Annotated in this window: 18 protein-coding genes and 1 tRNA gene; 10 read left to right on the top strand and 9 right to left on the bottom strand. The window is 69.8% G+C overall.

Going from position 1 to position 25,700, the window contains the following annotated elements; genetic code table 11:
• Positions 1-6: 6 nt before the first annotated feature.
• Positions 7-1,788: a 5'-nucleotidase C-terminal domain-containing protein gene (locus tag ABZS58_RS05300; RefSeq protein WP_354777801.1), complete on the bottom strand. Its 1,782-nt coding sequence runs from the start codon at positions 1,786-1,788 to the stop codon at positions 7-9.
• Between the two features lie 139 nt (positions 1,789-1,927).
• Here ABZS58_RS05300 and ABZS58_RS05295 point away from each other — a divergent pair, with 139 nt between their 5' ends.
• Entirely contained in the window at positions 1,928-3,430 is a 1,503-nt protein-coding gene (locus tag ABZS58_RS05295) for a M28 family peptidase (RefSeq protein ID WP_354778048.1), read from the top strand.
• On the opposite strand, the gene ABZS58_RS05290 is transcribed toward ABZS58_RS05295, so the two are convergent.
• The 4 genes from ABZS58_RS05290 to ABZS58_RS05275 form a co-directional block, all read right to left on the bottom strand.
• Positions 3,417-4,043: a TetR/AcrR family transcriptional regulator gene (locus tag ABZS58_RS05290; protein WP_354777799.1), complete on the bottom strand. Its 627-nt coding sequence runs from the start codon at positions 4,041-4,043 to the stop codon at positions 3,417-3,419. The genes ABZS58_RS05295 and ABZS58_RS05290 overlap by 14 nt on opposite strands.
• A 128-nt stretch (positions 4,044-4,171) precedes the next feature.
• Positions 4,172-6,301, bottom strand: coding sequence for a hypothetical protein (locus ABZS58_RS05285; protein ID WP_354777797.1), 2,130 nt, complete (start codon positions 6,299-6,301; stop codon positions 4,172-4,174).
• Between the two features lie 67 nt (positions 6,302-6,368).
• On the bottom strand, positions 6,369-7,235 hold the full coding sequence (locus ABZS58_RS05280; protein ID WP_354777796.1) for a hypothetical protein: 867 nt from the start codon (positions 7,233-7,235) through the stop codon (positions 6,369-6,371).
• Between the two features lie 6 nt (positions 7,236-7,241).
• Positions 7,242-8,540, bottom strand: coding sequence for an EAL domain-containing protein (locus ABZS58_RS05275; protein ID WP_354777794.1), 1,299 nt, complete (start codon positions 8,538-8,540; stop codon positions 7,242-7,244).
• Positions 8,541-8,638: 98 nt separating this feature from the next.
• Between ABZS58_RS05275 and ABZS58_RS05270 the strand changes: the two genes are divergently transcribed.
• Both ABZS58_RS05270 and ABZS58_RS05265 read left to right on the top strand, forming a co-directional pair.
• Positions 8,639-9,169, top strand: coding sequence for a hypothetical protein (locus ABZS58_RS05270; protein ID WP_354777793.1), 531 nt, complete (start codon positions 8,639-8,641; stop codon positions 9,167-9,169).
• Positions 9,170-9,985: a fused MFS/spermidine synthase gene (locus ABZS58_RS05265; protein WP_354777791.1), complete on the top strand. Its 816-nt coding sequence runs from the start codon at positions 9,170-9,172 to the stop codon at positions 9,983-9,985.
• Positions 9,986-10,000: 15 nt separating this feature from the next.
• Here ABZS58_RS05265 and ABZS58_RS05260 read toward each other — a convergent pair.
• Positions 10,001-10,074 (bottom strand) — tRNA-Leu (locus ABZS58_RS05260).
• Positions 10,075-10,170: 96 nt separating this feature from the next.
• Between ABZS58_RS05260 and ABZS58_RS05255 the strand changes: the two genes are divergently transcribed.
• The 5 genes from ABZS58_RS05255 (at position 10,171) to ABZS58_RS05235 (ending at position 15,105) form a co-directional block, all read left to right on the top strand.
• Positions 10,171-10,782, top strand: coding sequence for a response regulator (locus tag ABZS58_RS05255; protein ID WP_354777789.1), 612 nt, complete (start codon positions 10,171-10,173; stop codon positions 10,780-10,782).
• 153 nt (positions 10,783-10,935) lie between these two features.
• Positions 10,936-12,237 carry a branched-chain amino acid ABC transporter permease gene (locus ABZS58_RS05250; RefSeq protein WP_354777787.1) on the top strand — a complete coding sequence of 434 codons (1,302 nt, stop codon included), beginning with the start codon at positions 10,936-10,938 and terminating at the stop codon, positions 12,235-12,237.
• 10 nt (positions 12,238-12,247) lie between these two features.
• Entirely contained in the window at positions 12,248-13,243 is a 996-nt protein-coding gene (locus tag ABZS58_RS05245; protein WP_354777785.1) for a branched-chain amino acid ABC transporter permease, read from the top strand.
• Positions 13,233-14,219, top strand: coding sequence for an ABC transporter ATP-binding protein (locus ABZS58_RS05240; protein WP_354777783.1), 987 nt, complete (start codon positions 13,233-13,235; stop codon positions 14,217-14,219). The genes ABZS58_RS05245 and ABZS58_RS05240 overlap by 11 nt, the downstream gene beginning before the upstream one ends.
• Before the next feature lie 85 nt (positions 14,220-14,304).
• Complete coding sequence (locus ABZS58_RS05235; protein ID WP_354777781.1) at positions 14,305-15,105, top strand: ABC transporter ATP-binding protein; 801 nt, start codon at positions 14,305-14,307, stop codon at positions 15,103-15,105.
• Positions 15,106-15,221: 116 nt separating this feature from the next.
• Here the strand turns inward: ABZS58_RS05235 and ABZS58_RS05230 are convergent, their stop codons facing one another.
• Positions 15,222-16,478, bottom strand: coding sequence for an ABC transporter substrate-binding protein (locus tag ABZS58_RS05230; RefSeq protein ID WP_354777779.1), 1,257 nt, complete (start codon positions 16,476-16,478; stop codon positions 15,222-15,224).
• 260 nt (positions 16,479-16,738) lie between these two features.
• On the opposite strand from ABZS58_RS05230, the gene polA reads away from it, so the two are divergent.
• Positions 16,739-19,444 (top strand): DNA polymerase I, encoded by a 2,706-nt coding sequence (polA, locus tag ABZS58_RS05225; protein ID WP_354777777.1) that lies wholly within the window; start codon positions 16,739-16,741, stop codon positions 19,442-19,444.
• Between the two features lie 434 nt (positions 19,445-19,878).
• On the opposite strand, the gene ABZS58_RS05220 is transcribed toward polA, so the two are convergent.
• The gene (locus ABZS58_RS05220) at positions 19,879-20,688 is read right to left on the bottom strand and encodes a class I SAM-dependent methyltransferase (RefSeq protein WP_354777775.1); all 810 of its coding nucleotides are present in this window, start codon (positions 20,686-20,688) and stop codon (positions 19,879-19,881) included.
• Positions 20,689-20,945: 257 nt separating this feature from the next.
• Here ABZS58_RS05220 and rpsA point away from each other — a divergent pair, with 257 nt between their 5' ends.
• On the top strand, positions 20,946-22,448 hold the full coding sequence (gene rpsA, locus ABZS58_RS05215; RefSeq protein WP_344503470.1) for a 30S ribosomal protein S1: 1,503 nt from the start codon (positions 20,946-20,948) through the stop codon (positions 22,446-22,448).
• A gap of 929 nt (positions 22,449-23,377) precedes the next feature.
• On the opposite strand, the gene uvrB is transcribed toward rpsA, so the two are convergent.
• On the bottom strand, positions 23,378-25,531 hold the full coding sequence (uvrB, locus tag ABZS58_RS05210; RefSeq protein ID WP_354777773.1) for an excinuclease ABC subunit UvrB: 2,154 nt from the start codon (positions 25,529-25,531) through the stop codon (positions 23,378-23,380).
• Positions 25,532-25,700 lie beyond the last annotated feature (169 nt).

Genomic DNA, 25,700 nt, shown 5'->3' with positions numbered 1-25,700 from the left:
ATGGCGTCACGCGAACACCGGCACGTTCTCCCGCACGAGCCGCCAGTTCGGGACGGAGAAGTCAGCCGGATTGATGGATCCCTTCGCCTGCGCCCAGTCGATCAGCAGCTGCCGGATCTCCTGCTGCGCGTTGTACGCCTGCGGCTTGACGATGCCGGGGAAGTTGCCGCCGCCGGAGCGCCGGTAGTTGTTGACCGCGACCACGAACTGCTCGGCGTCGCCGACCGGCGTGGTGGTCCCGGGGTGCACCAGCCTGGTGATGCGCTGCCCGACGGGTTTGCTGATGTCGATGTCGTACTCGACGCCGGAGATCACGTCGTAGTTGTAGTCCGGCACGGCCGGGTCGCTGATCGTCGCCGGGTCGACCGGCGCGCCGACCGGCAGCGTGACGAAGTACTTCGCCGAGTACTCCAGGTAGGCGCGGACCTCGGCGCCGGTCAGCACGACCGCCTCGAGGGTGTTGTCGTAGATGTACAGCCCCGCCACGTCCTTGATCTTGACGTCGCCGGCCGGGAACACCGCGGTCCGCGAGAACGGCGCGGCGATCGACAGCACCGGCAGCGCGGTGCCGAGCGCGGCGGTGACGGTGTCGGTCTGGACCTTGTTGATGTAGTCCAGGATCGCCGTGTCCTTGTAGCGGGACTCGGCCGCCGACAGCGTCTCGGTCGACCGGGCGACGACCTGGTTGACGTAGGCGACGGTCTTGTTGTGCTGCGCGCGCACCACGGCGAGGACCTTCGGGTCCGCCTCGACCGTGTTGGTGTTGAGCGTCGTGGCCGCCTTCGACGTGATCGTCCAGCGGTTGCGGTCGCGGCTGAGCTGGAAGTCCATCCGGGTGAGCCGCTGGCCCCACTTCGACGGCTCCGACGTCAGCACCTGCGCGCCGGTCGCGGTGTTGGTGACGAAGCGCTGCGGGATGTCGGCGTGCGCGTGGCCGAAGAGGATCGCGTCGATGCCGGGGACCTGCTGGGCGATGAGCGCCGTCGGGTTCTCGTTGGGCAGCTCCGGGCCGTAGCTGGACGTGCCGCTGTCGCCGCCGTGCGCGGAGATGAGCACGATGTCGGCGCCGCGGCGGCGCATCTCGGGCACGTACTTCCTCGCGGTCGCGATCAGGTCGTCGAAGCGCAGCTTGCCCTCGACGTTGGCGCGGTCCCAGATGGCGACGCCCGGGTTGGTGAGCCCGAGGATGCCGACCCGCAGGTTCGGCGCGCCGTGGCCCAGGTCGACCTTCTTGATGACGTACGGCACGAACGCCGGCCGCCCGGTCTTCACGTTGACCGCGTTGGCGGCCAGGGCGGGGAAGCCCAGCTGCCTGATCCACAACGCGAGCAGCGGCAGCCCGTAGTTGAACTCGTGGTTGCCGAGGGTGACGGCGTCGTAGTCGATGACGTTCATCGCCCGTGCCATCGGGTGCTTCTCGCCGGTCGTGGTGATCGGCTCCTGCTTCGCGTAGTACGTCGCCAGGGGGGTGCCCTGGATCGTGTCGCCGGCGTCGAGGACCAGCGTCGCCTTCCCGCGCCGCTCGGCCCGGATCTGGTTGACCAGCGTGGCGACCTTCGCCAGGCCGATGTCGTTGTGGGCGCTGTCGTCGTACTCGGCGTCCTTGTAGTAGTCCCAGTTGTAGACGTTGCCGTGGGTGTCCGACGTGCCCAGCAGCGTGAGGTCCCAGGTCCTGGGTTCTTTCGAAGGCGCCGCGGAGGCCTCTGCGCCGGCGACGAAGGGTGCCGCCGCCGCGGCCGCCGCGACGGCCAGGACGGCCCGCCGTGAGGTGCCTGAAGGTTCGTTCATGCCCGGCACCATATGCGCGGATCGATGGTATGGGCGAATCGAGACCTTGACGGATTTCGATGGCCGCCGGGACCATTGCGGTCGGGACCCCCTCGACCCCCTGGGAGCAGCTCACGTGAAGAAGCTCTGTGCCGCGGCCGTGGTGGCGGTCCTCGCCGCCGCCTCACTGCCCGCCACCGCGGATGCCGCGCCGGCGAAGATCCTGCTCGCCGCCGCGCCGGACATCTCCGTCACCAACGTCAAGGCGCACCTGACCCAGCTGCAGAGCATCGCGACCGCCAACGGCGGCAACCGCGCCCACGGCCGCCCCGGCTACCTGGCCTCGGTCAACTACGTGAAGGGGCAGCTCGACGCCGCCGGGTACACCACCGTGGTGCAGTCGTTCACGTACAACGGTGCCACCGGCTACAACCTGATCGCGGACTGGCCGGGCGGCGACGCGGACAACGTCGTCATGGTCGGGGCGCACCTGGACAGCGTCACCGCCGGCCCGGGCATCAACGACAACGGCTCCGGCTCCTCGGCCAACCTCGAGGTCGCGCTCGAGGTGTCCCGGCGGTCGCTGAGCACCACGAAGCACCTGCGCTTCGGCTGGTGGGGCGCGGAGGAGCTCGGGCTGCGCGGCTCGACCGCCTACGTCAACAGCCTGCCCGCCGCGGAGAAGGCGAAGATCAAGGCGTACCTCAACTTCGACATGGTCGGCTCGCCGAACCCCGGCTACTTCCTCTACGACGGCGACAACTCCGACGGCGTCGGCTCAGGCCCCGGCCCCGCCGGCTCGGCCGCCCTGGAGCAGACGCTGCAGGACTACTTCACGTCGATCGGCGTGCCGACCGAGGGCACCGACTTCGACGGCCGCTCCGACTACGGCCCGTTCATCGCCGCGGGCATCCCCGCCGGCGGCATCTTCACCGGCGCGGAGGGCCGCAAGACCGCGGCGCAGGCGACGAAGTGGGGCGGCACGTCCGGCACCGCGTTCGACGTCTGCTACCACCGCGCCTGCGACACCACCGCCAACATCGACGACACCGCCCTGGACCGCAACAGCGACGCCATCGCGTACGCGGTGTGGACGCTGACGACCGCGCCGACGACACCGCCCGGCAGCACCGTCTACAGCGACACGTTCGAGACGGCGACCGGCTGGACCGTCAACCCGTCGGGCACCGACACCGCCACGGCGGGCGCATTCGAGCGGGCCGACCCGGCCGCCACCAGCTCCGGCGTCGCGCTGCAGCTCGGCACCACCGTCAGCGGCTCCTTCGACCTGGTCACGGGCGCGGCGGCGGGCAGCAGCGCCGGCACCTACGACGTGGACGGCGGGGTCACCAGCATCCGCTCGCCCGCGATCACCCTGCCGTCGACGGGCACGCTGACGCTGACCTTCTCCTGGTACCTGGCGCACCTCGACAACGCCACCAGCGCCGACTACCTGCGGGTGCGGATCGTCGGCAGCACCACGACGACCGTGTTCACCCAGGCGGGCGCCGCGTCGAACCGGGCCGGTGCCTGGGCGTCGGCGAGCGTCGGCCTGAACGCCTACGCGGGCCAGTCGGTCCGGATCCTGGTCGAGGCCAACGACTCCGGCACCGCCAGCCTGGTGGAGGCCGGCGTCGACGACGTGAAGATCAACCAGTCGTGACCCGAGGGGGCCGGTCCTCGGGGCCGGCCCCCATCAGGGTGCCGATGCCGCTCACGTACGACTCGCGGTCGACCTCCCCGATGAGGACGCGCTGCAGGATGTACCCCTGGATGAGCCCGAAGATCGCCGCGCCGATCGGGACCGGGTCGACGTCCGCCGCCAGCTGGCCGTTCTCCTGGGCGCGCCGGGCCAGGGCGACCGCGTTGCCGCGGATCCGGCCGTAGATCTCCGAGATCAGCGCGGCGAACTCCGGGTCGTGCACCGCCTCGCCCCACACCTGCACGGCGATGCGGACCGTGCCGTCGTCGGTGAGGTTGATGTCGATCTGCCGCAGCAGGTCGTCGATCACCACGAGCACGGGCGGCGCGGGATCCTGCCGCAGCAGGTGGTCCGCGGTCGCCTGCACGATGCCGATCTTCTCGCCGGCGATGGCCTTGATCAGCGCGGACTTGCTGTCGAAGTAGCGGTAGAACGCCCCGACCGACAGCCCCGCCTCCTTGATGACGTCCTGCATGGACGTCTGATGGAAGCCGTTGCGCAGGAAGCAGCGGGTCGCCGCGTCGATGATCTGCTCACGGCGGGCGGCGAGATGGGCTTCGGAAACGCGGGGCATGCCGCGATTATAGAGCGAATGTTCGCTTTCTGAAGCGAGGCTGCCATGATCCCCGCCGTGACCGCTCTCCCCGCCCGCAGACCGAAGAGGGCGAGATCGTGCAGTGCCCGCAGGCCACCGACTGCGCCTCAGACGCGGGTTGCGCTGAAGATCATGGCGGTCATGACGACGCCGCCGGCGCCGGCGTTGGACAGCATGAGCCTGGGGGAGAGGCGGGTCACCGGGTTGGTCTTGTCGACCGCGGCCGCCTTGCGGTTGCCGGTGGAGAAGGCGGTCAGCTCCATCCCGCCGTCCGCCGTCGGCTTGCAGGTCACCTGCAGCGGCGTCGAGGCGGTCGGCGGCGGGCCGGCGTTCTTGGGCTTCGCCGACGCGGCGAGCTTCGTGGGCTGCCCGCCGACCAGCTTGTCGATCTGGATGACGCCGTCGGCGCCGACCTCGAACGTGTAGCCGTTGCCCAGGTCCGCGCCGTCGAGGCAGGCGGCACCGATCTTGGCGCCGCCGGCGGCCTTGCCGATCGCGGCGAACTCCAGGTCCATGGTGAAGCCGCCGCCCTGCACCGCGAGCCGCTGCTCCGGGCCCGGCGCGACACAGCGGGTGTTGGGCTGCTCCGCGGTGATCCGCAGCGCGTCCGGCACCTCGACCTTGCAGCCGGCGGCGGCACCCCACGGCACCTTCTGCTGCAGCGCCGCGACGGTCTTCGTGTCTTTCAGCGTCCACGGCCCGACGGCACCGACGGAGCACGCGATCACGGGGCGTTCCGTCCAGTCCGGCGGCAGCATCGGCTTGTCCAGGGGCAGGAACGACTCGCCGTACGGCACACCGAGGTACGCGCCGTAGGACTGCTCGCAGACCGCCTTCGCCGCCGCGTCGACGGCTTCGCGGCCCGGGTCGGCGAGGAACGGCAGGTGCCCGACGTAGGTGACCTCGCCGATGTGCGCGGCGTTGCACGGCGTCACGTAGCGCAGCTGCGACGACCCGCCGATCCAGTCGAAGCACTCGCCGGCCTTGAGCTCGAACTGGTCGCCGACGAACATCTCCGCGGCGGCCTTGGACGGGTCGGCGAGGGCGCGCGCGATCCGGTCGCCGTCGTCGTTGCCCGTGACCTGCAGCCCCTTGTCGAGCAGCGCGAGCAGCGACGGCGACAGGCCGTCGACGCCGACGGCGGTGTCGTGGACCGCCTGCCGGTGCGACGGGGACAGGCCCGCCACGACGACGACCTTGCCCTGCTCGGTGCGCAGGTAGTACTCGAAGCCCAGCCAGTGCCCGGCGCCGGTGCCGAGCAGGGGCACGGCGACCGCGACGGCGAGGACGGCGTAGCCCGCGACGGTGCCCCAGGCCCGGCCGACCGACGCGGCGATGACCGCGGCGGCGCCGATGAGGATCCCGCCGAGCAGCCCGATCGCGCCGCCGGTGGACAGGATCAGCCGCAGGGGCTCGGCGAGCAGCCAGCCGGCGATCCCGCCGGCGCGGGACGTGCCGCCGTCGAGCAGGCTCGGGTTGCCCCGGACGAGGTGCAGCAGCCCGAGCGTGGCCAGGGCGATGCCGGTCGTGCGGGTGAGGACCCGTTCGCGGAGGTACTGCACGGTGGCGACCGCCAGGTCGCGCAGCTCGGCGCCGGTCCACAACCGCCGGTCGACGAACGGCACGAGCGGCAGCTGCCACGGCCAGGTGGCCCGCGGCAGGCGCGGCAGCGGCCAGAGCAGCAGTAGCGGCAGGACCGGCAGCGCGTACGCCGCATACCCGAACACGAACGTGAAGATCGCCGCGGCGACGCCGTGGACGGGCATCTGCGGCACCCACAGCAGGGCCACGAGGACCGCGGTGACCAGCGCGATGATCCCGATCCGGGGCCACGAGGGGCGCTCCGGGCGGGGCCTGGCCGGCTTCTCCGCCGGCTTCTCCGGCGGCTTTTCGAGGTGTACGGGCCGCTGCTGCCGGCCCGTGGACGTCCGGTCGTCCGGGTGCGCCGGCTCGTCCGCGGAGGCCGGCTCCGGGGTGCCCGCGGCGCGGCGGGTGCGGCGGTGCGAGCCGGACTCGGCCGCGGTGGCGCCCTGCCAGTCGGTGAGCGCGGCGCGGACCTGGTCGGTGGCGGCGACGCCGAGGAGCAGCCCCGCCACGAGGGTCAGCACGACCTGCCAGACCGGCGGCGCGGCGGCGATCCCGGCCAGCGTGGACAGCCCGAGGACGGCCGCGGTCCCCAGGGTCAGCAGCGCGACCGCGGGTAACGCAGCGCGAACGCGCTCACCGACCTCGGACATGGCTCTGGAGCATGGCACCCGCCGTACCCCATCGCAACTGGCCTAAGTCTGGCTTAAAAATTGGTGGCTACATCTCGGTGCGGTTGGCGGCGCAGGCGTCGATGACCGGCTTGAACGCGTCACGCTCCGCATCCGTGATCTTCAGCTCCGTGTACAGCGGCGGGCCGCCGTCGAGGCTGAGCCAGGCGGGGAACACGTAGGGCTTCTTGATCTCCGCGAGGGCATGGGGAGTGCATCGTTCGCCGTCGACCACGATCGGGATGCTGATCTCGTTCTGGCCGGGTTGCAGCACGGCGTACGGCTTCGGCGTCTGCTCCCGGGCCGGCAGCGGCAGGACCTCCAGCAGGATGCTGCCGACGAACTCCTGCAGGGTGACCGTCCCGGTGAAGCCGGCCCGCTTCAGGATCACGGTGCCGTTGAGCCAGCCGCTGGGCAGGTGCGTCCACGGGCCGAACGTCAGGGTCACCTGGCGGTCCAGGTACGCCTGCTGACAGTCGATGGCAAGGAGCTTGTCGAGCATCGGGTCGGGGTCGGGCAGCGGCAGCCGGAGATCGTGCAGCCTGCCGTCCTCGGTACGGACGGCGAAACCGACGAATGCGGCGGCGCTGCGCGGCTTGAGCTCGTCGCCCTGGCAGACCCCCGTGCCGTAGGAGACCGGCACGTCGACGCGCAGGCCGCCGACGGGCAGCGGGGCGTCGACGGTGACCGGCCCGACGCCCTTGAACGACGGCGCCCGCAGCTCGACCCGCTCGACGGTGACCTTGGCGGGGCCGTCGTTGCGCATGGAGATCTGCACCGTGTGCCGGACCTCGTCGACCCGGCCCTGCGTCAGCTCGACCCGCAGCTTGACCGGGTTGTCGCCGGTCTTGTCCTTCGTGGTGCCGGAGCAGCCGGCGAGCAGGGCGACCACCACGACGAGCGCCAACCGCTTCATAGCAGCCTATGTTGGCACGATCCAGTGCAGCAGCGCACGGGCCGCTTCGAGGACGAGGTCGCGGTCGTACGTGAGGGCGTAGGTGAAGCGGCGGTCGGCGTCGGGACCGTCGTCGGCGAGGTCCCGCGCGACGAGCGCGCCGGCGAAGTGCGGGCCGACGACCACGACGTTCCACTCGCCGCGCAGCGGGTCGTCGGTGGGGATCGCGGCGCCCCTGACCCCCGGCACCGGTGCGCTGGGGATCTCGGTGCCGAGGGCGCCCACCAGCGCGGCGGTCCGCGCGACGGTGGCGTACCGGCGGGCGGTCCGGGCGGTCAGGAACCTGGCCTCCTGGAAGCAGCCGAGCAGGATCGGCGGCTCCGCGGCGTCGAGGGCCTTCTCCTCCAGGTACCGGCTGAGCGGCATGAGCATCCGCTTCGTCGCCTCGGCCGTCGGGCGGCGCGCGGCGACGATCTCATACGGCGTCCTCGTCCCCGTCCCGGCCGGAGGGGCGACGAACGGCACCGGCAGGGTGGCGCTGCGCTCGGCGACGTCCGCCGGCAGCGGGCCCGGCCGGCCGAACAGCCAGCCCTGGCCGAGCGTCGCGCCCACGCCCAGGGCGGTGGCGACGTGCTCGCGGGTCTCGACCCCTTCGGCGAGGACCGCGGCGCCCGTGCGTTCGGCGTACGCGACGATCGCGTTGACGACCCGGGCGGCGTAGGCACCGTCGGGCTGCTGGGTGAGGTGCCGGTCGACCTTGACCACGTCCGGGTGCACGAACGGCATGACCGCCAGGGACGCGGGCTCCGCGCCGACGTCGTCCAGGGCGACGCCCCAGCCGGAGCCGCGGCACGCCTCGGCGGCGGTGAGCAGGGCGGCGGGGTCGTCGGCGATGGCCCGTTCGGTCATCTCGACGACCACCCGCAGCCGCAGCTGCGCGTCGAGGATCGTCGGGGCGAGGTCGGGCGGGCACGGCACGCCGAGCGCGGCGGGCTCGGCGTTGACGAACAGGGTCAGGCCGAGCGGCAGGCCGGCGTTGATCGCGGCCCGGTAGGCGGTGGCCCGGCAGACCCAGTCGAGCTCGGCGAGGCGCCCGGCCTGGCCGGCGGCCTGGAACAGGTCGGTCGGCGCCTCCCACGGGGTGCCGGCCGGACCGCGGGTGAGCGCCTCGTAGCCGACGACCTCGGGGCGGTGGCGGCGCCACGGGTCCATCCGCACGATCGGCTGGAAGACGGTGGTGACGGCACGGGCATCGACGACGTCGTCGATGCCGCGGATGATGGTGGTGCCGTCCATGCCCTTCGGTTCGGCCCGGAAGCGCCGCAACTGAGGTATTCGCCTGTTTGGCTTGTGGTGGGGTCGCTCCGCCCTACCTACCGGAGCGGGCGCGGTGCGCCCTCTGCGCTCCGGTAGGTTGGACTGCGATGCGACGTGTACTGGTGGTGACGCTGCTCCTCGGCCTGACGGCATGTTCCGCCTCGGCCGATCCGTCCTCGTCCGCCTCATCGGGCGCCGCGGGCCTCGTGAAGACCGCCGGGTGCGGCGCGTCCGCGTCCGTGGACCCTGTCGAGGTGGCCGCGCAGATCGGGACGAAGGGCGAGGCCGACTTCGCGGCCGTGTTCGCCGGCGCCCGGGTCGGCGACGACGGTGTCGAGGTCTACCGCAAGCCGTCCGCCGATCTCGACACGTGGATCACCGCCACGTTCGCCACGTCGTGCGTGATCGTGCACGAGGCGAAGTTCTCCGCCGCCGAGCTGGCGAAGCGGTATGCGCAGGTCAACGACGACAACACCTACTGGGCCGAGCAGGGTGTGCACGTCAACAGCGTGTCGTCGGACTTCGTGCGCGGGGTCGTCGTCGTCGGCACCTCGGAGGTCGAGAAGGCCAAGCCGCTGTTCGCCGCCCGGTATGCCGATGGCGCACCCGTCGAGGTCGTGGACGAGGCGCCCGCCTAGATGGGTGGATGGCGCGAGGTCATCGACGGGATCGGCGAGCGCACCGAGTTCGGCAGCGCCAGGCTCGTGCGCGACCCGCGTCGCAAGGGCGGCTGGACGCTGCTGTTCGAGGAGGTCCAGCAGTCCTACGTCGACGTGGCCGATCCGACGCATCTGCGTTTCGAATACGCCCGGCGCATCGCCGCGGTCATCGACACCATGGCGCCGCAGGGGCGGCCGCTGACCGTGCTGCACCTCGGCGGTGGTGCTTTCACGATGCCGCGGTACGTGACCGCGACCAGGCCCGGCTCCACGCAGGTGATCGTCGAGCGGGACCGGCAGCTGGCCGAGTTCGTGCAGCGTGTGCTGCCGCTGGCCGACCCGTCGGGCGTCTCGTTCGTCTTCGGCGACGCCCGCTCGGTCGTGGCCGGAATTCCCGGCTTTTCCTATGATCTGGTGATCGGCGACGTGTACGACGCCGCGGAGATGCCGCTGAGCGTGTCGGACGTCACGTTCGCCGCGGAGGTGGCCCGGGTCCTGCGCCCGGACGGGGTCTACGCGGTCAACGTCGCGGACCTCGCGCCACTGGCGTTCTCCCGGGGGCAGGCGGCCACGCTGCGCACCGCCTTCGGCGACCTGTGCCTGCTGGTGCGTCCGGAACTCCTGCGGTGCCAGCGCTTCGGCAACGTGGTTTTTGCGGCTTCTCCCGCCGCGGACAGGCTGCCTGTCGGGCGGCTGGCCGCGATCCTCGGGCGGGACCGCCAGCCGGCGCAGGTCGTCAGCGGCGCCGGACTGGACCTGCTGACCGCCGGCGCGGAGCCGGTGATCCTGCCGTGACGGGTGGGTCGTGCGTGCCCCGGGTGGGATTCGAACCCACACTGTCGGAGGTTTGAGCTCCGTTCCTCTGCCGATTGGGATACCGGGACGAGTACGCCGCACCAGGGTACCCATTAGTCTGATCGCGGCGGTAACCGCCGTCAGTCGTGTCAGTCAGGTTCGTCGAGTCGGATCGGGAGTTGCGCGTGGCCGAGGCACAGAGCCGCCGGGTGCTCATCGCGGAAGACGAGGCGCTCATCCGCCTCGACCTGCGCGAGATGCTCGTCGAGGAGGGCTACGACGTGGTCGGCGAGGCCGGCGACGGCGAGACCGCCGTCCGTCTCGCTGAGGAGCTCAAGCCCGACCTGGTCATCATGGACATCAAGATGCCGATCATGGACGGGCTGGCCGCCGCGGAGAAGATCGCCGGCGCCCGTCTCGCGCCGGTCGTCATCCTCACCGCGTTCAGCCAGCGGGACCTGGTCGAGCGGGCGCGCGCCGCGGGCGCGATGGCCTATCTGGTGAAGCCGTTCCAGAAGAGCGACCTGGTGCCGGCCGTGGAGATCGCGGTGTCGCGCTTCGCGGAGCTGGCGGTGCTCGAGGAGGAGGTCGCCACGCTGACCGACCGCCTGGAGACCCGCAAGGTCGTCGAGCGGGCCAAGGGGCAGCTCATGGCGACCTACTCGATGAACGAGCCGCAGGCGTTCAAATGGATTCAGCGCACCGCGATGGACCACCGAATGACCATGCGGGAAGTGGCCGATCGGATCATCACGGAAACCGCCACCGGTAACAGCACCGTAACCCCTGAGTCCTGACCTTTTACCTGCGCAAGGCCTGTCTGTGCAGGTAAAGCCTTGACTCGAATAACGGCTTGGTAACGGCGCTCAATCGGCTTGTGGCGCGGGCTATGATCCGCCAGTCCCGAGGGTCGGGACGGATTGCCGCCATGAGTTATTCGAGGAGCACCATTGCGTAGAGCCGTGATCATGCTCACGGCCTTCCTGGCCTGCGTGATGCTTTCCTTCGGCCTGGGCGCCACAAGCGCATGGGCCGAAGGGGAAGCGCTGCAGGGGACGTTGACGAACAACGGCGCTCCGGTCGCCGGTGTGAAGATCAAAGCGTCCACCCAGGACGGCGCGCCCGCCGGTGAGGCCACATCCGACGAGCAGGGCAAGTGGAGTATCCCGGTCACCGGTCCGGGCACCTACAAGGTGGACCTCGATGTAGCCTCGCTGCCCGCCGGGGTCGGCCTGACCAACAACCGGCCCAGCCTGACCCCGACCGTCGCTGACGGGCAGGCACGAAACGTGCTGTTCCCGCTCGGCCCGTCCGGCACGACGATCGGTGGCGGCAACCAGCCCGGCACGAACGACAGCGGGGGAGGCTCGTCGTTCGACCGGTTCGCCGACCTGCTGTACTCCGGCCTGCACTTCTCGCTGATCATCGCGCTCGCGGCGCTCGGCATCTCGCTGATCTTCGGCACCACCGGCCTGACCAACTTCGCCCACGGCGAGATGGTCACCTTCGGCGGTCTGCTCACGTTCCTGTTCAACGTGACGATCGGGATGCCGCTGGTGCTGTCCGGGATCATCTCGGTGGCCATCGGCGCCGCCATGGGCTACTTCCAGGACCGCGCGTTCTGGGGCTGGCTGCGCAAGCGCCGCACCAACCTGGTGACCATGATGATCATCTCGATCGGTCTGTCGCTGCTGGTGCGCTACGTCTTCCTGTACTTCTTCGGCGGCGAGTCGCGCAACTTCGCCGACTACAACTCCCAGGCGGGCGTGCAGTACGGCCCGTTCCTGATCGCGCCGAAGAACCTGATCGCCGACGGCGTCGCCCTCGTGGTCCTCGCGGCGGTGTCCTTCGCGCTGGTCGGCACCCGGCTGGGCAAGGCGACCCGTGCGGTCGCCGACAACCCGGCGCTCGCCGCCGCGTCCGGCATCAACGTCGACCGCATCATCCGGCTGGTCTGGACGATCGGCGGCGGCCTCGCCGCGCTCAGCGGTGTCATCCTCGGCACCTTCCAGGGCGTCGGTTTCCAGATGGGCTTCCAGATCCTGCTGCTGATCTTCGCCGCGGTGACCCTCGGCGGCTTCGGCACGGCCTGGGGCGCGCTGCTCGGCAGCCTCGTCATCGGGTTGTTCATCCAGATCTCCACGCTGTGGATCCCGACCGAGTTGAAGTCCGTGGGCGCCCTCGGGGTGCTGATCGTGATCCTGCTCTTCCGGCCGCAGGGCATCCTCGGTCGCCGGGCCCGGATCGGCTGAGGGGACGACCATGAACTGGAGCAGTATCTTCAGCGTGTCGCTGGAAGCCATCATCGGTTCCACGACCATTGCTTACGCCCTCGCGGCCATCGGCCTCAACGTCCACTTCGGCTACACTGGCCTGCTCAACTTCGGCCAGTCCGCCTTCCTCGGCGTCGGTGCCTACGGCATCGCGATCACGGTCTCCACCTTCGGCCTGTCACTGTGGCTCGGCGTCGCCATCGGCCTGGCCGCGGCGGTGGTCCTCGCGCTGCTGCTCGGTATCCCGACGCTGCGCCTGCGCGCGGACTATCTGGCCATCGTCACGATCGCCGCGGCCGAGATCATCCGGCTCTTCTACCGCGCCACCGACCTGCGCAAGTGGACCGGTGCCTCGGACGGCCTGCAGAGCTTCTCGCAGGACTTCTACGCCCTCAACCCGTTCGCCGGCAGCAAGGGCCTCGACCTGGGACTCATCACGTTCACCGACCGTGAGCTGTGGATCCTGCTGGTCGGCTGGGTCCTCGTCGCGCTCAGCTGCCTCGTGGTGTACCTGCTCATGAGCAGCCCGTGGGGTCGTGTGCTGAAGGCGATCCGGGAGGACGAGGACGCCGTGCGCAGCCTCGGCAAGAACGTCTTCTCGTACAAGATGCAGTCGCTGGTCCTCGGTGGCGTCATCGGTGCCCTCGGTGGTTTCGTCTTCGCCCTCGACCGGGCGGCGGTCCAGCCGGACACGTACGGCACGGAGTTCACGTTCTTCGCGTACACCATCGTCATCCTCGGCGGCGCGGCCCGCGTCTTCGGCCCGGTCGTCGGCTCGATGATCTTCTGGGTGCTGCTGGTCTTCATCGACTCCACGCTCAGCGAGGCGTCCAACAACAAGGTCTTCCCGGATTGGCTCATGACCACCTCGCAGGCCGGCTCGGTCCGGTACATCCTGGTCGGTCTCGGCCTCATCCTGCTGCTGATCTACCGGCCGCAGGGCATCTTCGGCGACAAGAGGGAGGTCATGCTCGATGGACGTTGAGAAGTCCGATCGGGCCGCCCGGACGCGAGCCGTGCAGGCCCTGGCCGGTCTGCCGTGCGAGCCCGGCGTCCCGAAGCCCGATCCGATCCTCGTCGCCGACAACGTGATCCGCCGCTTCGGCGGCCTCACCGCCGTCGACGTCAAGCACGTCGAGATCCAGCGCGGCTCCATCACGGCCCTCATCGGCCCCAACGGCGCCGGCAAGACGACCTTCTTCAACCTGCTCACCGGCTTCGACGCGCCCGACGAGGGCTCGTGGACGTTCAACGGCCGGTCGCTGTCGGGGGTCGCGGCCCACAAGGTCGCCCGGGCCGGCATGGTCCGCACCTTCCAGCTCACGAAGGCCCTGTCCAAGCTCAAGGTCATCGACAACATGCGGCTCGGCGCCACCGGGCAGCGCGGCGAGAGCTTCTGGCGCGCGCTGCTGCCCGGCACCTGGAAGCAGCAGGAGGCGGAGGTCACCGCCCGCGCGGAGGACCTGCTCACCCGCTTCAAGCTCATCGCCAAGCGGGACGACTTCGCCGGCAGCCTCTCCGGCGGCCAGCGCAAGCTCCTGGAGATGGCGCGGGCCCTCATGGTGCAGCCGGAGATGGTCATGCTCGACGAGCCGATGGCCGGGGTCAACCCGGCGCTGACGCAGTCGCTGCTCGGCCATGTCAAGCAGCTGCGCGAGGACGGCATGACCGTGCTGTTCGTCGAGCACGACATGGACATGGTCCACGACATCAGCGACTGGATCATCGTCATGGGGCAGGGCGGCGTCATCGCCGAGGGCACCCCGGACAAGGTCATGGCCGACCCGCGCGTGATCGACGCCTACCTGGGCGCCCACCACGACGGCGCGGTCAAGACCGTCGGCGGCGAGGAGGTCGACGCCTCGACGCTGGACGAGTCCGGCGGCGATGTGACGCTCATCGGGGCCGTCGACGAGCTCGCCGCGTCACCCGACGACGTCACGAAGAGGGGGCCGGCATGACCGATCCGGAGCGTAGCGGAGTGATCGGGCATCATCAGCGCGGGTTCGGGTCAGGCCGGCGCCGCAGCGAAGCGGAGGTGACGGCATGACCGATTCGATCGAGGACGAGGCTCCGGTCGCCAGCAACGAGATCCTCGACCGTGGCGACCACCTGGCGCACGCGGACGGGGCGGTCCTGCGGGCCGACGATGTCACCGCGGGGTACCTGCCCGGCGTCAACATCCTCAACGGCGCTGACCTGTACGTGCACGACGGCGAGCTCGTGGGCATCATCGGCCCCAACGGCGCCGGCAAGTCGACCCTTCTGAAAGCCATGTTCGGCCTGGTCAACATCCGCTCGGGGGCTGTCACCCTGCGCGGGGAGAACATCACCAACCTCAAGGCGCACGCGCTGGTGGAGCGGGGCATCGGCTTCGTACCCCAGAACAACAACGTGTTCGCCGCGCTCACCATCGAAGAGAACCTGCAGATGGGCACGTTCCTGAAGCCGAAGCGCTACAAGGAGCGCTTCGACTTCGTGACCCAGCTGTTCCCGACCCTGGCCGAGCGGCGCAAGCAGCGGGCCGGGCTCATGTCGGGCGGTGAGCGGCAGATGGTCGCCATGGCCCGTGCGCTCATGATGGAGCCGACCGTCCTGCTGCTGGACGAGCCCTCGGCGGGCCTCTCGCCGGCGCTGCAGGACGAGGTGTTCTTCCGGACCAAGCAGATCAACTCGACCGGCGTGACGGTCGTGATGGTCGAGCAGAACGCCCGCCGGTGCCTGCAGATCTGCGACCGCGGTTACGTGCTCGATCAGGGTCGCAATGCCTACACCGCCTCGGGTCAGGACCTCATCAACGACCCGCGGGTGATCGAGTTGTACCTGGGTACGCTCGCGCGCGCCTGAACCATCGTTTTTGCTATCCCGCGCCCCCGGAAGGGGGCGCGGGATATTTGTTGTATCGCACGCATGGAAAAGGGCCCCACCGCTTCCGCGGTGGGGCCCTTTCCGGTTTATTCAGATCAGATCTTGCCGGTCTGGTACTTCACGTCCGACGTGAGCTTGTTGTTCGCGTCGTAGGTGTAGACACCGATGGTGGCCTCGGCCGGGTCGCCGGCGTCGTTGAAGGAGATCGGGCCGCTCAGGCCGTCGTAGTCGATGTCCTTCTTGGCCTTGATCAGGTCGGCGCAGGACTTGAAGTCCGTGCACTTCTCGCCGCCCTTGGAGACGGTGATCAGGTGCTTCGCGATCTCGGCCGGGTTGTCGCTGCCGGCCTCGAGGGCCGCGAGGGCCGCGAGGATGGTGGCGTCGTAGGACTCGACGGCGTAGTTCCAGTCCTTCAGGTCCTTGTTGATCTCAAGGGCGCGCTTCTTGAAGTCGTCCTTGGTCGCGGCGCCGGGCTGGGTGCCCTTGAAGCCCGTCAGCGTGCCGGGAGCGAAGTCCTTCGAGTAGTCGGCGATGTTGCCGTCCACAAAGTACCACTTCTTGCTCTTGAGGCCGGCCTCGATCAGCTTGGGGACGATCTTCTTGGTCTCGTCGAAGCCGATGATCGCGATCGCGTCCGGGTTGGCGGCCTTGATCTTCGCCACGTCGGCCGAGAAGTCGGCGGCCTTCGGGTCGTAGGTCACCGACACGGCGACCTTGCCGCCGCCGCTCTCGATCTCCGCCTTGGCGTTCTCGGCGAGCCCGGTGCCGTAGGAGTCGTTGAGGACCAGCATGCCGGTGGTGGCGTTGCCGTCCTGGACGATCAGGTCACCGAGGACGCGGCCCTGCAGCGTGTCCGGCGGAGCGGTCCGGAAGTAGAGGCCCTTGTCGTTGTAGGTGGTCAGCGCCGTCGACGTGTTGGCCGGCGAGATCTGGACCACGCCCGCGCCGGTGATCTTGTCGATCACGGACAGCGAGACGGACGACGAGGCGGCACCGATGATGACATCGGTCTTGTCCGTGAGGAGCTTGTTGACCGACTGGGTGGCGATGTCCGTGGAGGTGTCGCCCGAGTCCATGTGCTGGATCGTGACGGGCTTGCCCAGGACGCCACCGTTGGCGTTGATCTCCTTGATCGCGACGTCGACGCCGGCGAACTCCGGAGGGCCGAGGAAGGCCAGCGAACCGGTCTGCGGCAGGATCGTGCCGATCTTCAGCACACCGTCGCCGGGTGCGGCGCCACCGGTGGTTGCGCCCGTGCTGGGGCTATCTGCATCGTCACCACATGCGCTGAGTGCCAGAACGGCAGCGCTCAGCACGGCGACCGAGCGCCATGCGAGGTTGGGGCGGATCATCACCTGTCTCCTTTTTACAGCGCGGTAGGCGTGGTTGCGCCTAGATGCCAAGACGCTGATAGGGGCAGAACCTAATGAAACTCAGGAGCTGGCACTAGGCCTTCGGCCCAACACGTACCAGGAAGTTGCGCAGTCGTAATCTTCCTGTTCGCAACCGTCGCGGGACGCGCTTTGTCGCGCCACGGCGCGGACGCGCTTCGCCGCGCCACGGCACGGGGTCTGCGCTGAGAAGTGTCATACCCCCCGACTAGGCTCGTAGTGTGACGGGTTCAACAGAGGACACCAGGCTCCTGCTGCTCGACGGGCACTCCCTCGCCTACCGGGCGTTCTTCGCCCTCCCCGTGGAGAACTTCTCCACGAAGACGGGACAGGTGACCAACGCCGTCTTCGGCTTCACGTCGATGCTGATCAACATGCTGCGGGACGAGAAGCCCACGCACGTGGCGGTCGCCTTCGACGTGTCCCGCCAGACGTTCCGCCTCGAGAAGTATGCGGAATACAAGGCCAACCGCTCCACGACCCGGCCCGAGTTCTCCGGCCAGCTCGACCTGATCAAGGAGATCCTCAACGCGCTGCGGATCCCCTTCATCGAGAAGCCGGGCTATGAGGCCGACGACGTGATCGCCACGCTGGCCCGCGAGGCCGTCGCCGAGGGCATCCCGACCTCGATCATCACCGGCGACCGCGACGCCTTCCAGCTGGTCAACGAGCTCGTGACGGTGCTCTATCTCAAGCGCGGCGTCTCCGAGATGGACCGCATGACCCCCGCCAAGGTCGAGGAGCGCTATGGCATCCCGCCGTCGCTCTATCGGGCGAAGGCCGCCCTCGTCGGCGAGGACAGCGACAACCTCCCCGGCGTCCCCGGCGTCGGCGACAAGACCGCCGCCAAGTGGATCCTGCAGTTCGGCGACCTCGACGGGATCATCGCCCGGGTCGACGAGATCAAGGGCAAGGCCGGTGAGAGCGTGCGCGCCCACCTCGCCGACGTCATGCGCAACTATGAGCTCAACGGTCTCGTCGACACCCTCGAGCTGCCGATGGCCCCCGAGGAGCTGCGCTGGCGCGGCTGGGACCGCGAGGCGGTGCACCAGGTCTTCGACGCCCTCGAGTTCCGCATCCTGCGCGACCGGCTCTATCAGTATCTCGACGCCGTCGAGCCGGAGGCCGAGAGCGGCTTCGACCTGTCCGGCAGCATCCTGCGCAGCGGCGAGGGCGACGGCGTCGGCGCCTGGCTCAGCGAGCACGCGCCCGTCGGCACCCGGGTCGGCGTCGCCGTCGCCGGCAAGTTCGGCCGCGGCACCGGCGAGGTCACCGGGATCGGCCTCGCCGTCGCGGACGGCCCGGCCGCCTGGTTCGACCCGACCGAGCTCGACGCCGCCGACGACACCGCCGTGGGGGAGTGGCTCGCCGCCGAGGACCGGCCCAAGGTCCTGCACGACGTGAAGCCCGCCCGGCTCGGCTTCGGCGCCCGCGGCTGGCAGCTGCGGGGCGTCGCCAGCGACACCGCCATCGAGGCCTATCTGGCCCGCCCCGACCAGCGCTCCTATGACCTCAATGACCTGGCGCTGCGCTATCTCAAGCGGGAGCTGCGGGTCGACGCCCCGGACACCGGGCAGCTCGCGCTGGAGGGCCTCGGCGACAACACCGGCGAAGCGGAGGAGAATCTCATGCTCCGCGCCCGGGCCACCCTCGACCTCGCCGACGCGATCTCGGAGGAGCTGCGCCGCGACGGCGACTCCTCCGCCCGGCTGCTCGCCGAGGTCGAGCTGCCCCTCGTCACGGTCCTCGCCGAGATGGAGCGGGTCGGCATCGCCGCCGACACCGACTATCTCAGCGAGCTGGAGTCGCAGTTCGCCAGCGACGTCAAGGCCGCCGCGCAGGGCGCCTATCAGGTGGTCGGCCGGGAGTTCAACCTCGGCTCGCCCAAGCAGTTGCAGGAGATCCTGTTCAACGAGCTCGGCCTGCCGAAGACCAAGCGGATCAAGACCGGCTACACCACCGACGCCGAGGCCCTGACCAGTCTCCACAAGCAGACCGAACACCCGCTGCTGGAGCACCTGCTGCGCCACCGCGACGTGGCCAAGCTCAAGACCACGGTCGACGGGCTGCTCAAGTCGACCAGCGACGACGGCCGCATCCACACCACCTATTTCCAGACGGTCGCGGCCACCGGCCGGCTCTCCAGCACCGACCCCAACCTGCAGAACATCCCGATCCGCACCGAGGAGGGCCGGCGGATCCGCCGCGCCTTCGTCGTCGGCGAGGGCTACGAGTCCCTCCTCACCGCCGACTACAGCCAGATCGAGATGCGGATCATGGCCCACCTGTCGAAGGACGAGGCGCTGATCGAGGCCTTCAACTCCGGCTTCGACTTCCACGCCGCGACCGCGTCGTCGGTCTTCGCGATCCCGGCCGCCGAGGTCGTCCCCGACCAGCGCCGCAAGATCAAGGCGATGAACTACGGCCTGGCCTACGGTCTGTCCTCCTACGGGCTGGCCTCCCAGCTCGGCATCACCCCGGCCGAGGCCACGGTCCTCATGGAGGAGTATTTCGCCACGTTCGGCGGCGTCCGCGACTATCTGCGCAAGATCGTCGTGCAGGCCCGCCGTGACGGCTACACCGAGACGGTCCTCGGCCGCCGGCGCTACCTGCCGGACCTCAACAGCGACAACCGGCAGCGCCGCGAGATGGCGGAGCGGATGGCCCTCAACGCACCGATCCAGGGCTCTGCCGCCGACATCATCAAGGTCGCCATGCTCCACGTGGACGCGGCCCTGCGCGCCGCCGGCCTGCGGTCCCGCATGCTCCTGCAGGTCCACGACGAGCTGGTGTTCGAGGTGGCCCCGGGCGAGCACGCCGCCGTGGAGTCCCTCGTCCGCGAGCACATGGGCGCCGCCTACCCGCTCGACGTCCCGCTGGGCGTGTCGGTCGGCTCGGGCCGCGACTGGAACGCCGCGGACCACTAGTTCCCGGTCGGGCTGGGGACGCCCGTCGACGGGGTCGCCCCGGCCCTGGCCGTTCGGCCGGCGGGCTGTTTGTGATCTCGGCTGTTCGGTCCTGGTCGTTCGGCCGGGCGGCTCAGGTCGGGCAGCTTCGGGCCGGGCGGCTCCGGGCCGGGCGGTCGATGGGGCGTCTGGTTCCGGCTGTTCGGTCCTGGTTGTTCGGTCCTGGTTGTTCGGCCGGGCGGCTCCGGGCTCGGCGGTCGCCCGGCTGCGGACTCGTGACCGGCCTGCCCACCCGCAGGCCGGTCATCCGGTTCCGGGCGAGCGCCGGCCGCGGCGTGGCTGCGGCACATCGGCCGGGGGCTGTGCGTCTCCCGGTCGCTCTTGGCCTCGTGCTGACCGCCCCGCGCCGCGGCCTTCGTCCGGCCGGCAGGTGGCCTCCCCGGTTTCGGTGGAGGTCAGGCCGGCTTCGTGGCGACGAAGATCGCCGTGCCGGGGAAGATCCTGCCGCGCAGCCGGCTCCACTGACCCCAGGTGCCGTTGTGGTCGTCGGGCCATTCCGGCTCCACGAGGTCGTCGAGGACGAAGCCCGCCGAGACCAGTTCGCGGATGCGGTCGCCGAGCGTGCGGTGCTGCTCCACGTAGGTGGGCACGTGCGCCTCGTCCTCCTCGACGTACGCGCGCCGGTCGAAGTACGAGTGCACCGCCACCAGGCCGCCCTCGCCCGGGTCGTCGAGGAAGACCCACCGCATCGGATGGGTGATCGAGAACGCCCAGCGGCCGCCCGGACGGAGCACGCGGAACACCTCACGCATGACCCGGGCCGAATCGGCGACGAACGGGACCGCGCCGAACGCCGTACACACGACGTCGAACACACCGTGGGTGAACGGCAGGGCGGTCGCGTCGGCCTGCAGCAATGGCACAGGTACACCCGATCGGGTGGTCCCGGCGGCCGCTTGCCGGAGCATCCCGGCGGACAGATCGCTGGCGATGACCCGCGCGCCCTGCGTACGGAGCCACCGCGAGCATGACGCGGCGCCGCAGCCGATCTCCAGGACGTCCTTGCCGGCGACGTCGCCGAGCAGCCGCGCGTCCGCCTCGCGCAGGCCCTCGGGGCACCAGACGAAGTCGACATCACCGAGGAACGCGCCGTGTTCGGCCTGGTAGGCGTCGGCGTCAGCGTCCCACCAGCCCCGGCTCGCGCGGCGGCTCTCGGCTGGGTTCACTGCGCGTCGTGTGACGCCTGCGTCTGGTGACGTTTCCATGGACTGCAACGGTAGGCCCCGCAAAAGTCGGCGGATCGGGTCTGGGGGAGGGTTGGACCATGTGGTATTGCGCAGGGTAGGCTGATCGGTGCACTCGTGGGTTGTGCGCCTCGGCATGGAGCAGGCTCACGGTCGTCCGACACATCCTGAGCTTCCAATGCACTGATCCTGCACTGCGACAGGCGGGTTGTGCCCGGCGATGATCCGCGGGAGCGCAGGTCCACCGAAGTCACCCACCGACCGGAGCAACAACCCACATGACGAGCAGCATCGAGGCCACCTCGAGCGCCAGCAGCAACAAGGTCGTCGACGAACTCGCGTCCGATGAGGCGTTCCTCGCCGCGATCGACGAGACCATCAAGTACTTCAACGACGGCGACATCGTCGAAGGCACCGTCGTCAAGGTCGACCGGGACGAGGTCCTGCTCGACATCGGCTACAAGACCGAGGGTGTCATCCCCTCGCGCGAGTTGTCGATCAAGCATGATGTCGACCCTGCTGAGGTCGTGTCGGTCGGTGACCACATCGAGGCCCTGGTCCTTCAGAAGGAGGACAAGGAAGGGCGCCTGATCCTCTCGAAGAAGCGCGCGCAGTACGAGCGGGCGTGGGGCACGATCGAGAAGATCAAGGAAGACGACGGCATCGTTCGCGGCTCCGTCATCGAGGTGGTCAAGGGTGGTCTCATCCTCGACATCGGGCTCCGAGGCTTCCTGCCGGCGTCCCTGGTCGAGATGCGTCGGGTCCGCGACCTGCAGCCCTACGTGGGCCGCGAGCTCGAGGCGAAGATCATCGAGCTGGACAAGAACCGCAACAACGTGGTCCTGTCCCGCCGGGCCTACCTCGAGCAGACCCAGTCCGAGGTGCGCACCGAGTTCCTGCACAAGCTGCAGAAGGGCCAGGTCCGCAAGGGCGTCGTGTCCTCGATCGTCAACTTCGGTGCGTTCGTCGATCTCGGTGGCGTCGACGGTCTGGTGCACGTGTCCGAGCTGTCCTGGAAGCACATCGACCACCCCTCCGAGGTTGTCGAGGTCGGTCAGGAGGTCGAGGTCGAGGTGCTCGACGTCGACCTGGACCGTGAGCGCGTCTCCCTGTCGCTGAAGGCGACCCAGGAAGACCCGTGGCGCCAGTTCGCTCGCACCCACGCGATCCAGCAGATCGTCCCGGGCAAGGTCACCAAGCTCGTCCCGTTCGGTGCGTTCGTCCGCGTCGACGACGGCATCGAGGGCCTGGTCCACATCTCCGAGCTGGCCGAGCGCCACGTGGAGATCCCCGAGCAGGTCGTGCAGGTCGGCTCCGACGTCATGGTCAAGGTCATCGACATCGACCTCGAGCGTCGCCGGATCTCGCTCTCGCTCAAGCAGGCCAACGAGGGCTTCGTCGAGGGCGAGGAGCACTTCGACCCGACCCTCTACGGCATGTCGGCGACCTACGACGAGCAGGGCAACTACATCTACCCGGAGGGCTTCGACCCGGAGACCGCCGAGTGGATGGCCGGCTTCGAGAAGCAGCGTGAGGCGTGGGAGCAGCAGTACGCTGAGGCCCGCCAGCGCTGGGAGGCCCACACCAAGCAGGTGCAGACGGCCCGCCAGGCCGACGCCGCCGAGCCCGCCGCCACCGCTGCGGCCGGCGCGACGAGCAGCGGCCCGGTGACCTCGTCGACCCCGACGGCGGCCCGCGCCCCGGAGGAGCCGGCAGGCACCCTCGCCACCGACGAGGCTCTCGCCGCACTGCGCGAGAAGCTGGCCGGCGGCAAGAGCTGACAGCTCGCACAACATGAGGAGGGGCCCCGCAGCCGGCAACGGCCACGGGGCCCCTCCCGCTTTCCCGCCCCACCCATACCCATGATCCGGAAGAGTTGTTGTCGCCAGGGAGCCTGTTGCGTTTTGGCGGAAAACCGTCTCGTCGACGGTCGTCGCGACCCTCGACGGCTACCGATCGGCCGCGACCGGCTCGCACAGCCGTGTTTTTCTCAGCACGGAACGTGAGACGGCCATTTCGCAACAGGCTCCAGGACAGCAAGAAGTCTTCCGGATCACGCCAGACCGCCCCGGCAGCCGACCGCCGCCGAGCGATCCCCGCACCTCGGTCTCCCGCGGACGCAGGCCGCGTGGACGGGCAGCCGGGGGTGGAGGCGGGTCCGTGGAACGGGGCCGCAGACGTAGGCGGCAGGTGCCGGAGGCGGGACACGCACAGGCGCTGGCTGCCGGCGGTGACCGGGTGCTTCCCGCTGCGCTGCCAGACACGGACGGCGAGCCGTGGCCCCCGTCGACCCCGGGTGTCGACGACGGACACCTGAACAGGCGCTGAGGGCTCGTCCGGACGGTGCGTCGCTGACCGGTCCGGTACGGGGGCGGGTCAAGCACATGTGCGCGGGCGGGAGGGCTCGTCGGACGATGCGTCGCTGACCGGTCCGGTACGGGCCGGTTAAGCCCATGTGCGCGGGCGGCACGGGCAGCCGCCGTGACCGGATGGTGGACGCCCCAGCCCATGGCGACGTTCCCCGCGCCGGGCCACAGCGCCGCCGGCCACATCGTCTGACCGAGCCCGGCGCGGCCGGTGAGCCACATCGACTGGAGCGGCTCCTGTCGCGGGCTGCGGGGCGCAGGTGTGTGGAGCAACGGGCCGGGGATGTGCGCAGGGCGCGGGTGCTGACGGCCGGGTGGTGGTCGCCAGCACCTTCGGGCGCGGCCTACTTGACGCCGGCGACGTCCATGGCGCGGAGCTCCTTCTTCAGTTCGGAGACCTCGTCGCGGAGGCGGGCGGCCAGCTCGAACTGGAGCTCGCGCGCAGCCCCGAGCATCTGGTCGTTGAGGTCCTGGATGAGGGTGGCGAGCTCGGCACGGGCCATGCCCGCGCGGGCGGGGGTGGCGGAGCCGGCGGAGCCCTTGGTGCCGCCGCCCTTCTGGCGGGCGCGGGTGTTCTCGGGGGACTTGCCGCGGCTCATCTGGCGGCCGCCGCCGACCGTGATGGCGCCGCCCGGGCCGTGGCCGCTGACGGCGCCGGCGGTGTCGTCGGCCTCGCGGTAGATGTCGTCGAGGATGTCGCCGAGCTTCTTGCGCAGCGGCTGGGGGTCGATGCCGTTGGCGGTGTTGTAGGCGATCTGCTTGTCGCGGCGCCGGTTGGTCTCGTCGATGGCGAGGGCCATCGACGGGGTCATCTTGTCGGCATACATGTGGACCTGGCCGGAGACGTTACGGGCGGCGCGGCCGATGGTCTGGATGAGGCTGGTGCCGGAGCGCAGGAAGCCTTCCTTGTCGGCGTCGAGGATGGCGACGAGGCTCACCTCGGGCAGGTCGAGGCCCTCGCGGAGCAGGTTGATGCCGACGAGGACGTCGAACTCGCCGCGGCGCAGCTCGCGCAGCAGCTCGACGCGACGCAGGGTGTCGACCTCGGAGTGCAGGTAGCGCACGCGGATGCCGTGCTCCAGCAGATAGTCGGTGAGGTCCTCGGCCATCTTCTTGGTCAGGGTGGTGACGAGGATCCGCTCGTCGAGCTCGACCCGCTGGTTGATCTCGTGGATGAGGTCGTCGATCTGGCCCTTGGTCGGCTTGACGACGACCTGGGGGTCGATGAGGCCGGTCGGGCGGATGACCTGCTCGACGAACTCGCCCTGGGTGCGGCCCAGCTCCCACGGGCCCGGAGTCGCCGACAGGTAGACGGTCTGGCCGACCCGCTCCTCGAACTCGTCGAAGCGCAGCGGCCGGTTGTCCTGGGCGCTGGGCAGCCGGAAGCCGTGCTCGACCAGCGTGCGCTTGCGGGAGGCGTCGCCCTCATACATGCCGCCGATCTGCGGGACCGTGGCGTGCGACTCGTCGATGACGGTGAGGAAGTCGTCGGGGAAGTAGTCGAGCAGGCAGTGCGGCGGGCTGCCCGCCTCGCGGCCGTCGATGTGGCGTGAGTAGTTCTCGATGCCGTTGCAGAAGCCGACCTGGCGCATCATCTCGATGTCATACGTGGTGCGCATGCGCAGCCGCTGCGCCTCCAGGAGCTTGCCCTCGCGGTCGAGCTCGGCGAGGCGCTCCTCCAGCTCCACCTCGATCTGGGAGATCGCCCGCTCCATGCGCTCGGGTCCGCCGCCGTAGTGCGTCGCGGGGAAGATCATCAGCTGGTCGACCTGGCGGATCTCGTCGCCGGTCAGCGGGTGCAGATAGGACAGGCGCTCGATCTCGTCGCCGAAGAACTCGATGCGGATCGCGAGCTCCTCATAGGCGGGGATGATCTCGAGCGTGTCGCCACGGACCCGGAACGTGCCTCGGTTGAACGCGAGGTCATTGCGCGTGTACTGGATGTCGACCAGCCGCCGCAACAGCTTGTCCCGCTCCAGCTCCTGGCCGACGGTCACCTTGGCGGCCCGGTCCAGATACTCCTCGGGCGTGCCCAGACCGTAGATCGCGGAGACGGTCGCGACCACGATGACGTCGCGCCGGGTCAGCAGGCTCATCGTCGCGGAGTGCCGCAGCCGCTCGACCTCCTCGTTGACCGACGAGTCCTTCTCGATGTAGGTGTCGGTCTGCGGGATGTAGGCCTCGGGCTGGTAGTAGTCGTAGTAGCTGACGAAGTATTCGACCGCGTTGTTGGGCATGAGCCCGCGGAACTCCGTGGCCAGCTGCGCGGCGAGGGTCTTGTTGTGGGCGAGCACGAGCGTCGGGCGCTGCAGCCGCTCGACGAGCCACGCGGTCGTCGCGCTCTTGCCGGTGCCGGTCGCGCCGAGCAGCACGGTGTGCCGCTCGCCGCCCCGGACGCGCCGCGCGAGCTGCTCGATGGCAGTGGGCTGGTCTCCGGACGGGACGTATTCGCTGACCACCTCGAAGCGGTTGTCCAAGCGTGGGATGTCGAGCGCCATGGCCCAACCGTACGCGGAGGGTATGACAACTTTCGGGGTCCTCGCCCTGGGTGGTCGATCGTATTCAACCTGACGATTGTGTGGGGAAGATCACCGGACTACCGTAGACGCGTAGGCCGCTCGCGGCGGCCGACCGGAGAGCAGGCGTGCCACCACACGGCACGCCCTC

Origin of the sequence: Dactylosporangium sp. NPDC005555, from assembly GCF_040605635.1 — a bacterium.
Classification (GTDB): Bacteria; Actinomycetota; Actinomycetes; order Mycobacteriales; family Micromonosporaceae; genus Dactylosporangium.
This window is presented reverse-complemented; position numbering and strand designations above follow the sequence as displayed.